This window comes from Porphyromonas pasteri (genome assembly GCF_014647755.1).
GTDB classification, from domain to species: Bacteria; Bacteroidota; Bacteroidia; order Bacteroidales; family Porphyromonadaceae; genus Porphyromonas; species Porphyromonas pasteri.
This window is the reverse complement of sequence record NZ_BMPU01000001.1, coordinates 468,834-483,511: the sequence shown is the minus strand read 5'-3', so window position 1 is coordinate 483,511 and position 14,678 is coordinate 468,834. Positions and strand designations below refer to the sequence as shown.

Below are 14,678 nucleotides of genomic sequence, written 5' to 3'. Positions count from 1 at the left end.
TTAAGAGGAGAGATCAAATTTGTGGTAAAATAGGTTTTTGTATTATAAATGACTACATTTGTCTACCACATAAGGGAGCATCGTCGCCGGAAGCCTTACCATCGTAACCCCACAATACAGCGCGCTCCTACCAACCAATTGATCGCATGAGTATGAATAGAGTAATGCGTTTGTCAGATCATCAGGCCGACCGCTACTGGCGTGTAGAGACGCTGGGGGGGGACCTTATGACGAACTGGGGTAAGGTATCTACATCAGGGCGCTATGAGGTCAAGTCGTTTGCCGACGCCGCGGAGTGCGAAGAGCGCGCCCAGCAGTTGGTCGACGCAAAGCTAAAGGCAGGCTTCCAGGACTTCCCTGGCTTTGATCCGATGCAGTCCTTCTACTATGACGATGATGAGATGGGGCTACATCCCCTGACCAGCCACCCGACCTTCCGCAAGTACTTCGGCTCAGAGGTCTATTACTCCAGTATCCAAGATGCGGCACCCTTCGGAAATGATGAGGGGAGTGATGCCCTATGGGAGCTCAGTGACCTCCTACGTCGTCGACCAAAGGCCGACCTTACACATTACCCAGCCTCATTGATATCCAAGCTCTATCATCTACCCTTTTGCCCGCCTAAGGGAGAGACCTATGAGGAACTGGAAGCCCAGCGCAACCTCACTCTGGAGGGACGCCCACTGCTGGAGCAGCTCCGCCGTACGGATCGTGTCATCGTGGCGCTGGCTCTTGCGCAGGTGAAGATCACGGGTAGCCTCTCCAAGGCACTCTATGCTTTGGCACTACGCTCTCTCGATCGCCTCGTCAAACTCAAGAGTCTCGGAGCACCTGTCCGCTGCTCAGTCGAACTCCTCCTGCAAGAGCGTGATGATCTGGAGATCTATGCTCGTGAAGTCGGTCTTAATTAGTTGCTCATAATCGTTCATAAATAAAGAAGTCGCCCGCTTGGTCCTCATGCCAAGCGGGCGACTTCATTTGTATGGAAGCTACTTGTGGTAGGTGAAGCGTAGTACAGTCTGCGTCGTATCTGAGAGTGCGAAGGTGCGGTCAGCCACATGACCGATGAGCCAGATGGGGGCTTCCTCTCGACATAACAAAAGGGCTTCACGGCGTGCGCGGTGAGAGAACTTCCCGTCAATGAGTATGCGTCTGAGTAGCTTCTTCCCCGACATACCGAAGGGGCGGAGGGTGTCGCCCTCACGCCGTGAGCGGATGGTAAGCCTTTGGGACTCTAACCTATCGTAGTCAAAGACTGCGACCTCTCGAGGTGTGCGGTAGCCACCCTTTAGAGCACTAGGGGAAAGGAGCTCCCAGTGTAGTTCTCCTCCGAAGGGAAGTGCGCACTGCCCGTCTTGGCTGATGTCAATGGATAGGGATACTGCTGCTCCCTCCTCACGTGGGAGTAACTCCAGCAGCTGTACACCATGGATGAGTAGGTGGGTGGGGGAGTAGAACTTTGCTCCAGCCGTCCCCTCTGCGAGATGCTTACTGAGTTCCTCGACGACGGGGCGCTGGAAGCCATAGGGGCGTAAGAGCTCGAAGAGAATGGTCGTTCGCTCGGGATGAGTGGCAAGGGGCTTATACTCCAAGCCATTGGGGGATAGCAGTTCGGCTCGGTAGCACTCGATCGTCTCCATATAGAGGGCCTCCGTCGAGCGCAGGTGCTCTATCGTGCGATAGGTCGTCGCTCGAAAGGAAGGATTAAGCTCCTCAAAGAGGGGGATGAGCTGATGGCGAATCAGATTGCGCTTATAGCGGGTATCGCTATTTGAGCTATCCTCACGATAGCTTTGCCCAAGGGCACTCAGATAGTCAAGTATGAGTGCACGGGGAGTTGCTTGTAGGGGGCGGATGATACCTTCTGCCTGCTTGATGAACGGCATACCACTGAGTCCACGGATGCCTGTACCCATAGAGAGGTTGAGTAGTAGGGTCTCTACTTGGTCATCAGCATTGTGGGCAACGGCTACGACCTTCCTGCCTTCACTACCTTCAGTAAAGGAGCAAAACCACTGGTAGCGTAGCTCACGTGCTGCCATCTCGATAGATATGCCCTTCTCCTCGGCATGTCTTCGAGTATCGAAGCGCTTGATTTGCAAGGGAACGCTGAGCTTCGTGCATAGCTCCCGCACGAAGGCTTCATCGCAGTCGCTCTCTTCGCCACGTAGTGTGAAGTTGCAGTGGAGTGCTTCGAGTCTTTCGCCATAGTCTAAAGCAAGCATAGCCATCAGCAGAGCGACCGAGTCGGCCCCTCCGCTGATGGCTATGTATATACGCTGGGTAGCGCTATCTATGAGTCGATGCTCTTGGATGGTCGTGGCGACCTGAGCTTCGAGAAGAGAGCGCATCTCCCTTCTTAGTTGTGCTGGTGAGCTTCCTCTACGAGTTCGGGATCGACGAGGATACGACCGCAGTATTCGCAGACGATGATCTTCTTATGAAGCTTCAGATCTACCTGGCGCTGGGGTGGGATCTTGTTGAAGCAACCACCGCAAGCATCACGATCGATGGGTACGACAGCAAGGCCATTGCGGGCTCCTTCGCGGATACGAGTGAAGGCGTGGAGAAGACGCTCCTCGATACCTTCTTCCAAACGGATAGCCTCAGCACGGAGAGATTCTTCTTCCTGCTTTGTTTCCCCCTTGATACGTGCCAGCTCCTCCTGCTTAGCCTCCAGGTCTACACGGCGCTCACCGATAGTTTCCTTGAGGGTAGCGATACGCTCCTTGCGGTGCTGGATCTCGGTCGTCCCTTCAGCGATGCGCTTCTGGGAGAGCTCGATCTCGAGGCCTTGGAATTCGATTTCCTTGGAGAGGTTGTCGTACTCGCGGTTGTTCTTGACGTTATTGAGCTGCTCCTTATATTCCTCGATGCGCTCTTCAGCCTTCTGGATCTTAGCCTTCTCAGTAGCTACAGCCTGCACCTGGCGCTTGTTGTCCTCTTCGAGGTGCTTGAGGCGCGTCTCCATACCTTCGATCTCATCTTCGAGGTCCTGTACTTCGAGGGGGAGTTCACCACGGAGGGTCTTGATATGGTCGATCTTGGTGAAGGTCTCCTGTAGGCGACTCAGGGCGATGAGCTTGTCTGCTACCGTCCGGTCGGCAGAGCTAACGTTAGCTTCAGGGCTTGCTACTGTCGTAGCCACCTCTGGGGTAGCTACTTCCTTAGCCTTGGTTGACTTCTTGGTGGTCGTCTTCTTTGTCGTTGTTTCTTTCGCCATTATGGATGCTGTAACGCTTTTATAGGATTGGAGTCTAACTCGCTTTGATAGACCGCAAAGTTAGGCATTTTATCTGAGATGATCTGTGCGAAGAGCTGAGTCGCAATGCTTTCGCTCTCGTAGTGCCCCACCGTACAGAGGATGAGAGCTCCTTCGCAGTCAAAGTAATCGTTGTACTTGGCTTCGCCTGTAATGAGGATATCGGCGCCTGCTTGCTTCGCCTGCTTCCAGAGAAAGGCACCAGCTCCGCCACAGATAGCGACACGCTTGATGACGGTCTTCTCAGTCACGCTGTAGCGAAGCTGCTCAGTCTTGAAATAGACTGCTACTCTGCGTAGGAAGCTCTCTATGGGCTCTGCTTCGGGGAGTTCTCCGATGACGCCCGCACCGATACGTGGATGGACGTTCTGCAGTCGGGTAATGCTGTAGGCGGGTGTCTCGTAAGGATGGCTGGCTAGCAAGGCTTGCTCCACTTGACGCTGTCGGTAGGCTGGGAAGGTGAGGCTTAGTCGCTCCTCAGGCTCTACATGGAGCTGCCCGACCTCGCCTACGAAGGGATGAGCTCCGTCAAGAGCACGGAACGTCCCCTGCCCAGAGCAGCGATAGCTACAGCTGTCGTATGCCCCGATCGAGCCTGCACCTGCGGCCCAAAGTGCTTCTGCTACTTGGTTCAGCTCCTTCGCTGGGACGAAGGTCACTAGCTCCATGAGCGTGTCGGACATTGGTGCTAAGGCTGTGACGGACTCCAGTCCCAGCTCCTCGGCTAAGAGGTCGTTCAGCCCGCCGTCCGCATTGTCGGCATTGGTGTGAGCTGCATAGATCGTGAGATCGTGACGTATCGCCAGGCATACGCAGCGCTCGATATAGCTGGAGGTGCCGACCTGCTTTAGCCCCTTGAAGAGGAGGGGGTGGTGGGCGATGATCATGTTGCATCCCTTGGCGATAGCCTCTTGGAGGACCGCCTCGGTGATGTCAACGCAGCAGAGTACGCCCGTAGCTATCTGCGAAGGATCGCCGACTTGTAAGCCACAGTTGTCGTAGCTCTCTTGTAGTGCTGTAGGGAGCTTCTCTGTGAGGGCTTCCCATACCTTATATATAGGTGTCATCGGTCGTGCTTAGCTTGTTTCTTTTTCTTACGTCGGTTCCTCTGTCCTGTGATGAGGACGATGACAGAGACGAGGCCGAAGAAGAAGATGAATAGATCCGTCCCCCACTTGCCGAGGAAAGGACGATAGAGGCGTCCAGCATGGAGCTCGAGAGCTGCCTGCCAGAGGGAATAAGGCATCTCATTGAGCGCCTCAGGCTGGTGGACGAAGGGGAGGTCTTGTGCTCCCGTCTTGTGGTCAGAGGCTCTACGTACGGCACCTCGGTAGTGAAGGAAGACGTAGTCCTCACTGGGAGTGTCTCCTGCGAGAAGTCCCGAGACCAGGTAGTCACTTATAGGAGGCCCCATCTTTACCTCACGGATGACCTCACCCGTGAAGTAGTTGCGTATAGGATCCTTCTCCCCAGGGTAGACCTCAAAGAGCCCAGCAAAGGAGCCGATGAGCCAGCTCCCATCAGGACGCTGAGCAAAGCCATTGACTCCCATCGGGCTGACCTCGGGCTGGAGCTCCCACTTCTCCGGCTTAGCCGAGAAGTCTCGGAGCTTGAAGAATCCCTCGCTCGTCGAGAGTAGCCACCCGCCATTTTTGTGATCCTCGCGAATACCACGCAGACGGTCGAACCAAGGGTTCTCGCTATAGAGGGTACTGAAGGTATTCGGACGCGCCTTCGTGAGGATGAAGGGAATCATCAGCGGAGGACGGAGTACCCATCCCGTGATGAAGACGAAGAGGAGGATATAGTAGAGGTGAAGGCCGATGACCTTATGCCACTTGAAGTGGATGGAGAGCTTGCGCGAGAGTTGTCGCTTCTTCTCGGTGGCCTCCTTCGTCCCGTGCTTGTTCTTCTTCGCCATCAGACGGTGGCTGAAGATAGTGTAGAAGATCCCCGTGATGGAGAGGAGTATGACGAAGAGCCCTATGATGTCGACGATGATTCGTCCCGTGAGACCGAAGTACTCTCCGCTATGGAGCATCCACAGGATCTGGAAGAGTAGGATCTTCCCCGTATATCCATCGGGCTTCTTTAGCTCGTAGGTCGTCCAGCTGGGATCACTAAGCGAACGGCGGTAGAGTAGGGAGCGGCTCAGGAGCAGCACGGAGTCGCCCGTGATCTGTAGATCAGCCAAGCGCCCACGTACAGAGCTCGGTAAGGGTTGCTCGATCCATCGGTCACGCTGAGGAGCCAGGCGATAGAGGCGATACTGCGAGGCGACCCATATCCCGCCCGTTGTATCTCGCGCCATAGACATGATCTTAGCTTCGTCACCGCCACGGACAAAGCCCGCATGCAGTGGTCGTGCCTCGCGTCGTAGGCTACTGTCGGTCACCCACACGCCTACGCTCCCATAGATATAGGCTAAGCTGTCGGCGCGGAGTACACCTCGCACAGCCCCATTATTCCACTTCTCGAACTTATAGTCGCTGGGGAGGACTGCACGGGGAATGTCTATGCTCTGTAGTAGGTCTCGGTGGTTGAGGATGATCCCAGAGAGGGCTGCCAAGAAGAGTAGAAAGCAGAGTGGGATCCCCAGATATTTGTGTATCTTCTTTGCCTTCATCCTATGCTCCTGAGTTAGCTATGCCACCCTGCCGTGCCTGAAGCATGCTTCGTACGGGGTTAGCGTACATGGTGAGCAGGCAGTGGCGGAGGAAGGTGCGGTCGAGGGCAAGCCCATCGGGGAGCTTGATCAGATCGATGCGGCTCTCAATGTACTTGAGGGCCTTGGCTTCGTCCTCAGCACTATAGTCATAGAGGCCCCGCTTGCCGCCCTCGAGGCTATCGAGGGCGATGTAGTTGATGGGGTAGAGCTTGTAGTGGCTGTGGATCTCAGAGTCAATGAGCAGAGCGATGGCTTCGGGAGTGCTGTAATGCTCTGCCGTCTCGCCTCGTGAGGCGATCAGCTCATTGAGAGGACGGCCGATGTGGAAGGAGACCTCACCCTTCCAGCCGAAGATTCCCGTACGCATATTGATGCCGTCGTCAGCTGGGCTCTTCTTGAAGCCCTCGACGTCGCGCTTGAGCTGCATCTCCTGCGCCTTGAGGTAGTCGCAAGGGTCATACTCATAGCTGCAGGTCACGGGGACAATGTTTAGTGGCGCAAGGGCTTCAAGAGGCTGGCGGCTCTTTGCACCGAGGGCAAGCATCTTCAGCAGTGCAGGCTGCGTCTTGTCGGTGGAGTCCTTTGAGCGACCTTCACGCTGTGCGATCCAAAGGCTCTTCCCTTCGGCGATGGCATCGTGCATGTACTCGGAGAGTAGGCGAGCAGCCAGTAGGACTTCGCGCCCTTGGAGGTTGCGTCGCACGAGGAAGCTCCCATTGAGCTTAACCAAGGTCTCAATCCAAGGATAGAGCATGAGGTTGTCACCGATAGCTATCTCGGGGAACTTCGCATCGATATCTGCTACAAGGACATTGAGGAAAGCTGAGTCGAGGATGATATCTCGGTGATTGGAGATATAGGTGTAGGCGCCATCCTTCGTGATGTGGTCGGTACCCGTAAGCTCGACAGAGCTACAGCACTTGCGCATAATATGCTTGACCCAGTGATAGCTCGCAGCACGCTTGAAGTCTTCGACGCTACGGCAGGCGCTGAGCACATCGACCAATTCATCCCACGACTGCTCGAGCTGTAGACTCTCGTAGACGGCACGAAGAGGCTCGAGACTCGTCAGATGCTGGATCGCTATCTGTACCTCTTCGGGTGCCAGCGGGCGGATGCTTTCGTATTTCTTGAGATCCATAGTGGATGGTGTGCTTGGTGAGGGTTAGGAGAGATGATCCTGGATAAGGTCGGTCAGCAGGTCCTGCATCGTTAGTCCTGCAGCCTTGACCTGCTGGGGGATGAAGCTCGTGGGGGTCATGCCTGGGGTGGTATTGACCTCGAGGAGGGTTGGGCGACCATCGGCTTCGATGATGTAGTCGACACGGATGATACCGCGGGCATCGACGTGCTGATAGATCTCACGGGTGAGCTCTTGTATCAGCGCCGTGAGCTCGGGGCTAATGCGTGCGGGGGTGATCTCCTCGACTGCACCGTTGTACTTCGCCTCGAAGTCAAAGAAGCTATTCTTGGGCACGACTTCTGTCACGGGGAGAGCCGTGATGGTGTCACCAATACGGTAGCATCCGCAGGTCACCTCTGTGCCCGCAATGAAGCGCTCGAGGAGGACCTCATCGCATTCGTCAAAGGCGAGGGCAACGGCCTTGTCCAGTGCCTCAAGGCTCTCAACCTTAGAGGTCGCTACACTGGAGCCTCCAGCATTGGGCTTCGCAAAGAGAGGAAGGCCGAGGCGCTTGATAAGCTCCTCAGAGGAGGGGCGAGCGCTATTGCGCAGCAGGCGTACGGAGTCTGCTACACGCAGGTTCGGGTAGGTGGAGAGGTAGCGGTTGCAGTAGTATTTATTGAAGGTCAGTGCTTCGGTGAGCGTGCCACCCGTATTGTAGGGGACGCCGACGAGGTCAAGGTAACCCTGCAGGAGCCCATTTTCTCCGGGCGTGCCGTGTACGGTGATCAGAGCATAGTCGAGCTTGATATGCTCACCTCGGAGGGTAAAGCTGAAGTCGCACTTATCGACGAGGATAGGCTCCTTCGTCTCTTCGCCATCGGGTCGTACATACCATCCATCGCGCTCGATGACGATGAGGTATGGGGTAAATCGGCTGCGATCAATCCACGAGAGAAGGCCTGCAGCACTGCGCAGAGATACGGCGTATTCGCCAGAGAAACCGCCAGCGATAACGGCGATATTATATCGTTCCATAGGGTGTATGGGCAACTTGGTCGTATATGAATGAATAATTATGCAAAGACAAAAATACAGCTTTCACAGCTGAAAACCCACCCCGTGGTGTGGTGACGTAGCTCTTCTCTGCATAATGATGCTCTGGGTTTCTACGGGGAAGCAGTATGGCTTTAAGCATGCGTGAGGCTATAGGGATGAGTGATACGTATACCTTGTCTGGGCAAAGCGTATACGTTTCATGCCCAAGACGTATACGTTTTAAGCTCGAAACGTATACGTTTTCACCGTAAGACGTATACGTTTTGTCTGCGAAACGTATACGTCTCGCTTGTGGAAGGTATACGTCTTGCTCTAAATCGCTCGTAGATGGCATTTTACTTCATAAGAAAGCCCCGACACACAGCACGTATGTCGGGGCTATTTATTTAGGGAGAAAGGCCTTAGCGGTAATCGGTGTAGAGAAGGTAGCGAGCGCGCTTGGCTTGGAAAGCTTTGAGACCTGCTTGCCATGAGGCACGTATTTCCTCTTCGCTAAGGCCAGAGCTTAGCTGCTGTCGGAGCTTCTTTGTCCCAGCTAAGAGGTCGAAGAGTTGGCGCTGATTGATCAGCTGAAGCCCCAGGCTATCAGCCTTGCGGTAATAGTCAAGGAGCGGGCTGAGTGCGATCTGCCGCTTGGGTAGGCTGACCGAAGTATAGTCAGTGCCATAGCATAGCTTGCCCTTGTGCCGAGGGTTGCTGTCCTCACCGATCTTGATCTGAGGGGTATAGACGATGCTCCCGAAGCGCTTGTCGGGGTAGCCGATGGCTTGGAAGGGCTTCGATGTACCACGCCCCACACTCATGATAGTTGCCTCGAAGAAGCAGAGCGAAGGGTAGAGCTCGATGGAGCGACTATTGGGGAGATTCGGACTCGGTCGTACGGGCAATTCGTAAGGGTCGCCATGAGACCAGCCTGCCATGGGGATGACCTTCACGTGGCAGGTATTCCCTCCTCTTAGCCAACGCTCCCCATCGATCATCAGAGCCAGCTCTCCGACGGTCATCCCATGGGCTACAGGCAGTGGATCTACGCCAATGAAGGAGCGACAGTCGGGCTCCAGTATCGGCCCATCAATGAAGTCATTGGGGTTGGGACGATCACATACGACGAAGGTCTTCCCCTCCTCGGCACAAGCCTCCATGAGGTAGTGCATCGAGGAGATATAGGTATAGAAGCGCGTACCGACATCCTGCAGGTCGAAGACAAGGAGGTCAATATCGGCGAGCATCTCGGGGGTAGGGCGCTTGCGCTGTCCGTAGAGGCTCACCACGGGAAGTCCCGTCTTCTCGTCCACGCCGCTACGTACATTCTTCCCTGCATCGACCTTGCCTCGAAGACCATGCTCGGGGACGAAGAGGCGTACGATATTGATGCCTTGGGAGAGGAGGGTATCTACAAGATGCGTGCCCGTGCTGCCGACGAGCGAACTCTGATTGACCATCATCGCGACGCGCTTACCCTGGAGGGTGGGGAGGAGGAGCTCCATGCGCTCAGCACCCACGGTGACAGGAGTGGGGAGCTTTTGTGCATGAGCAGAGGCTGCCCAAGAAAGGGTACCTGCAAGGAGGAGAGCAAAGGTTTTCTTTGTCATCATCTATCCAGTGATCTTGACACGGGTGGCACGGACCTCTGTTCCCGTGAAGATGGAGGCTAATTCTTCGAACTTCTCGGGGCACTCGGTCGTGCGGTAGGATATCTCTCCCCCTTGGCTCAGGCGATGCTCCATCTCGGGATGTCGGAGAAGGTAGTCTGCCAGCGAAGAGGCTACGAGTTCGCCCTGAGAGATGAGCTCGACGGACTCGGGAAGGGCTTCTCTGATCTTCGGACGCAGGAGCGGGTAGTGCGTGCAGCCTAAGATGATGGTATCGATCTTCGGGTCACGCTGCATGAGTTCATTGGTGTACTTCTCTACGAAGTAGTCTGCACCAGGGGCATTGCTCTCTCCGTACTCGACCAGGGGCACCCACATGGGGCAGGCTTGCTCCTCTACGGTGACTTCGGGGAAGAGCTTCCCGATCTCGGTCGCATAAGAGTGTGAGGAGACCGTACCTGGTGTGGCGACGACACCGACATGACGACTCTTCGTGAAGCGAGAGATCGCCTCTACGGTAGGGCGGATGACGCCGAGGACACGACGGGTAGGATCTTCGGAGTAGGGCAGGTAGTGCTGCTGGATCTCACGAAGTGCCTTGGCCGAAGCCGTGTTGCAAGCTAAGATGACCAGCGGACAGCCAGCGTCGAAGAGATACTTCACGGCCTGGAGCGTGAAGTCATTGATGACGTCGAAGGAGCGTGTGCCGTAGGGCGATCGTGCATTGTCCCCGAGGTAGATGTAGTCGTACTGAGGGAGCTGTCGGCAGATCTCAGAGAGTATGGTGAGCCCGCCGTAGCCCGAGTCAAAGACTCCAATAGGAGCGGGTGTCGTAGGATGAGACATATAGAGAGGTATCGGGTGTTAAGCTGGGACGAAGCTATAGAAGACCATGCCGAAGCATCCAGCCAATGCCAAGATGAGCAAGGGACTGACACGGAAGCGGAAGACGGCGATGAAGGCTATAGCGAAGAGCGAGAGACTGACGATGAACTGTGTGAGCGATGTGTCGGGTGTACCAAAGTTCTCTGCTGTCATCAGCACCATAGCCGCTGCTGAGACGAGCCCAACGACTGTAGGACGAAGTGCACCGAAGACGCTCTTCAGCAAGGGACTATCCTTATGCTTCAGAAGGAAGCGGCTGACGAGCATCATCAGGATGAAGGGCAGCCAGAGGATGGAGAAGGTCGCGAGGAGCGAGCCTAAGAAAGCCATGGCGGGTGGATACCCCGCGTTGAGTACCGAGGTGTAGCCTACGTAGGTGGCCATATTGATGCCTAGAGGCCCAGGGGTCATCTGGCTCACGGCGACGATGTCGGTGAACTCAGCTGCGCTTAGCCAACCCTCTTTCGTGACGACGTCGTCCTGGATGAGGGAGAGCATAGCATACCCTCCACCGAAGCCGACGATACCGATCTTAGAGAAGATGAGGAAGAGCTGGAGGAAGATCATTGGGCATCTGTGTTAGAGCTCATTGGGCATCTGTGTTAGAGCGTCGTCTCTGCAGGTAACCATAGATCCACCCTGCGATCCCCGCGATGAGGATGATGTAGACTGGAGAGACGTCGAAGAAATAGATGAGGATGGCTGCTACGAGAGGGATCCATATCGTATAGCGGGAGAGTGATGCGGAGCGTGCCATCGAGAAGACGGGAGCCGCAATGAGTGCTACCACTACGGGTCGTATCGCACGGAAGGCATATTGTACGAGTGGAAGCTCCTTGAACTGCTGGAAGACCGTCGCGAGGATGAGGATGATGACGAACGAGGGGAGGACGTTAGCCACCGATGCGATGATGGCGCCACGTAGCCCACCGAGCTTATGCCCGATATGTCCAGCCATGTCGACTGCGAAGATCCCTGGGGTAGCCTGTGCTACTGCCAGGATGTCGAGGAACTCCTCTTGTGTGAGCCATCCTGTACGCTTGACGATCTCGTGCTCCATCATCGGGATCATAGCGTACCCTCCACCGATAGTCGTGATGCCTATCTTGAAGAAGATGCTGAAGAGCTGCGATAGCTCTTGGCGGGTCAGTCTGTTTGTTGTACTCATTTTTCGGCACAAAGATACGACCTTATGACGGAAGAGGATGTTAAGACAAGTGCCCCCGCAGGAGAGATTCACTCTCGTGCGAGGGCACTATTTATATACAAGGTAGGGTGGGGAAGCGAGTTCCCCTAAGCCTTGCTACCAGACGACGACACGATCCTTAGGAGCGATGTACATCTTGTCCGTTGGACGGATATTGAATGCCTTGTAGAAAGGATCAATATTCTTCAGGGCCTGGTTCACGCGAAGCAGACCGAGGCTGTGAGGGTCAAGCTTCGTGAGGCGACGGATTTCGGCCTCCGTGATGTTCTGCCCCCAAAGGCGAGCATAGGCGATGTAGAAGCGCTGAGCGGGAGTGAAGCCGTCGATCTTGGCGACCTGCTTGCCTTCGTTGGCCATCTGCAGAGCGAGGTAAGCGATGGTGAGACCGCCCTGGTCAGCGATGTTCTCTCCGAGCGTGAGCTCCCCATTGGCCTTGAGACCTGGGGCAACCGTGACAGCAGAGAACTGCTTAGCGAGACGCTGCGTGGTGGCTTCGAACTTCTTACGGTCTTCGGGTGTCCACCAGTTGTTCATGTTCCCATCCTTATCAAAGTTAGATCCTTCGTCATCGAAGCCGTGAGTCATCTCGTGACCGATGACGACGCCGATCGCGCCGTAGTTCACTGCGTCATCCGCATCCATATTGAAGAAGGGAGGCTGCAGGATACCTGCGGGGAAGCAGATCTCGTTGGTCGTGGGCATGTAGTAGGCATTGACCTCCTGAGGGCTCATGAGCCACTTCGTACGGTCAACGGGCTTGCCGAGATCCTTGAGGTTGTCTGCCTGCATGAAGCGTGTAGCTGCTTCGAGGTTCTGATAGTACGTCTTGCTCTCATCGATGTCGAGGGCGCTGTAGTCCATCCACTTGTCGGGGTAACCGATCTTGATGACGAAGCTGCTTAGCTTCTCCTGTGCGCGCTTTTTCGTCTCAGGGCTCATCCAGCTGAGGGCTTCGACGCGCTGGCCGAGTGCCTTCTGCAGGTTGTGCACAAGGTCGATCATTCGCTCCTTAGCTTCGGGAGAGAAGTAGCGCTTGACGTATACTTCACCGAGAGCTTCACCGAGGACGTTCTGCACGACATCGACGCTACGTCTCCAGCGTGGGTGCATCTCCTTGCGGCCGCTGAGCTGCTTGCCAAAGAAGTCGAAGTGAGCTTGGACGAAGTCATCACTCAGCGAATTGGCAGCACCGCTGATGGTATGCCCTGTGAGGAAGTCACGAAGATCCTCGACCTTAGCTGAGGAGTACCACTTGTCGAAGGCCTTGAAGAAGTTCAGCTGCATAAAGTTCGCCGTAGCGATGTCAAGGCCACGCAGACGAAGGTAGCCGCTCCAGTCAAAGCCCTTATTGTCACGAGCGAAGTCAGCGATCGTCACGATGTTGTAGTTCTTCTGTGAGTCACGTAGCTCCGTATTGGAGTAAGAGAACTGAGCCAGCTCCGTCTCGATACGGATGGTAGCCTTGGCGATGCGGCTGGCTTCGGCGTCAGAGTAGCCCGAGAGCTTGAGGATGCGGATGAGGTAGGCCTCGTAGCCAGCGAGGATCTGCTTGGCTTCGGGGGTAGACTCGACGTAGTAGTCGCGCGAGCCGAGGCCAAGCGACGTCTGCGTGAAGAGGAAGATGTTCATGGTACTATTCTTCTCGTCAGCTGCGACGCCCGTGCCGAAGAGGCAACCTTGACCATAGACCTGATCCTGCTGAGCGATATGCTTGAGGAGGTCTTCCTTGGTTTGGATTCCCTGAAGGGCTTGGAGCTCGGGGATAAGGGGCTTGTAGCCCTGACGATTGCGCTCAGCGCTGTCCAGAGACTGCTTGTAGAGGACGGCGACACGATAGTCGTTCGTGCCCTTAGTCTGAGGCTTAGCGATCAGCTCCTCTACGATGTGGCGGATCTGCGAAGTGGCCGTGTCGCGGAGAATGTCGAAGGTGCCGAAGCGGCTGTAGGCAGGCTTGAGGGGATTCTTGCGTATCCAGCCTCCGTTGCTGTAGAGGTAGAAGTTGTCCTGAGGGCGTACCTTTCGGTCCATGTCGGAGAGGTTGATGCCTGGGACCTTCTCGGTCTTGGTCTGCTGAGCACTGAGGCTGGCGGGAAGGAGTCCCTGTGCTAAGAGTGCGCTGAGACCAAGCGTGATGAGTTGCTTTTTGATCTGCATAATGGATATTAATTGTAGTGGTCGTGCGAGAGAAGCCCCGTGTGTGAGGGGCAGCACCGCTGTGTGCCTCTGCAAAGGTACACCTTTTCGCTACGTGTTATACGGGGCTTGGTGTTGTATTCGTATGAGGATGTTGCGCGGAGCCCTTGCTCTCTATTTATTATTGTGCTAAGGCATCGCACGCCCAGCCCCACGATACGCCTCTCCGAAGCGACACGCAAGCCCTTCGCCTTATCGCGAGTATTCCTCTTATCCAGCGGAGGGAAAAGTGCCATTCTCGTGAAGGAAAAAGCGTCTTCACGCAGTGGTATTCTTCTATCTATGTACGTAGTCTTAAAGACCAGGCACGTAAATCCAAATATCCACGCACGTAGATATTAGAGCTACGTACGTAGTCCAAACTTATCTGTCACTCGGCCACAACTTTTATCCCTACGCAGAGCAACAATCTTAACATAGGTCACTTAACAAAGCTATATAGGAATGAAGAGAAAGCTATATGAGACCTTTGCACGGCATCTCGCTGGAGGGGCTTAGGGCAAGGGGAGGGAGGACTCGGTATGGGCTCTCGGAGCAGAACGTATACGTTTCAGGCACGAAACGTATACGTCTTGGTTAGGTGCCGAATTCGCCTCCTCAGACCACGGTGCTTAGTCGCGTTACTTTAACGGAATAGAAGAGGAGAAGGAGCAACTTCGCTTCTGCCCTTCGTGTGGGTCGCTTGCGGC

General features: G+C 55.2%; 12 protein-coding genes. 1 reads left to right on the top strand and 11 read right to left on the bottom strand.

The annotated features are described in order from the left end of the window. Positions 1–164 precede the first annotated feature (164 nt). Positions 165–911 carry a WGR domain-containing protein gene (locus IEX77_RS01925; protein ID WP_188807462.1) on the top strand — a complete coding sequence of 249 codons (747 nt, stop codon included), beginning with the start codon at positions 165–167 and terminating at the stop codon, positions 909–911. Positions 912–989: 78 nt separating this feature from the next. Here IEX77_RS01925 and tilS read toward each other — a convergent pair whose 3' ends face one another. The 11 genes from tilS to IEX77_RS01870 all read right to left on the bottom strand — a co-directional run bounded on the left by tilS (position 990) and on the right by IEX77_RS01870 (position 13,950). Next, the gene (gene tilS / locus IEX77_RS01920) at positions 990–2,351 is read right to left on the bottom strand and encodes a tRNA lysidine(34) synthetase TilS (RefSeq protein WP_188807461.1); all 1,362 of its coding nucleotides are present in this window, start codon (positions 2,349–2,351) and stop codon (positions 990–992) included. A gap of 8 nt (positions 2,352–2,359) precedes the next feature. Then, positions 2,360–3,223: a zinc ribbon domain-containing protein gene (locus tag IEX77_RS01915; RefSeq protein ID WP_229770771.1), complete on the bottom strand. Its 864-nt coding sequence runs from the start codon at positions 3,221–3,223 to the stop codon at positions 2,360–2,362. After that, on the bottom strand, positions 3,223–4,329 hold the full coding sequence (locus IEX77_RS01910) for a Nif3-like dinuclear metal center hexameric protein (RefSeq protein WP_188807460.1): 1,107 nt from the start codon (positions 4,327–4,329) through the stop codon (positions 3,223–3,225). The genes IEX77_RS01915 and IEX77_RS01910 overlap by 1 nt, the downstream gene beginning before the upstream one ends. Further along, positions 4,326–5,888, bottom strand: coding sequence for a PepSY-associated TM helix domain-containing protein (locus tag IEX77_RS01905; protein ID WP_188807459.1), 1,563 nt, complete (start codon positions 5,886–5,888; stop codon positions 4,326–4,328). The genes IEX77_RS01910 and IEX77_RS01905 overlap by 4 nt, the downstream gene beginning before the upstream one ends. Before the next feature lies 1 nt (position 5,889). Next, positions 5,890–7,071, bottom strand: coding sequence for a 1-acyl-sn-glycerol-3-phosphate acyltransferase (locus IEX77_RS01900; protein WP_188807458.1), 1,182 nt, complete (start codon positions 7,069–7,071; stop codon positions 5,890–5,892). 24 nt (positions 7,072–7,095) lie between these two features. Further along, on the bottom strand, positions 7,096–8,091 hold the full coding sequence (locus tag IEX77_RS01895) for a D-alanine--D-alanine ligase (protein WP_188807457.1): 996 nt from the start codon (positions 8,089–8,091) through the stop codon (positions 7,096–7,098). Positions 8,092–8,513: 422 nt separating this feature from the next. Further along, positions 8,514–9,707, bottom strand: coding sequence for an exo-beta-N-acetylmuramidase NamZ family protein (locus IEX77_RS01890; protein ID WP_188807456.1), 1,194 nt, complete (start codon positions 9,705–9,707; stop codon positions 8,514–8,516). Next, the gene (gene murI / locus IEX77_RS01885; protein WP_188807455.1) at positions 9,708–10,550 is read right to left on the bottom strand and encodes a glutamate racemase; all 843 of its coding nucleotides are present in this window, start codon (positions 10,548–10,550) and stop codon (positions 9,708–9,710) included. Positions 10,551–10,568: 18 nt separating this feature from the next. Beyond that, the gene (locus IEX77_RS01880; protein ID WP_188807454.1) at positions 10,569–11,156 is read right to left on the bottom strand and encodes a chromate transporter; all 588 of its coding nucleotides are present in this window, start codon (positions 11,154–11,156) and stop codon (positions 10,569–10,571) included. Positions 11,157–11,175: 19 nt separating this feature from the next. After that, positions 11,176–11,757 (bottom strand): chromate transporter, encoded by a 582-nt coding sequence (locus IEX77_RS01875; protein WP_188807453.1) that lies wholly within the window; start codon positions 11,755–11,757, stop codon positions 11,176–11,178. A gap of 135 nt (positions 11,758–11,892) precedes the next feature. Beyond that, positions 11,893–13,950, bottom strand: a complete 2,058-nt coding sequence (locus IEX77_RS01870) for a M13 family metallopeptidase (RefSeq protein WP_188807452.1) — start codon at positions 13,948–13,950, stop codon at positions 11,893–11,895. Positions 13,951–14,678 lie beyond the last annotated feature (728 nt).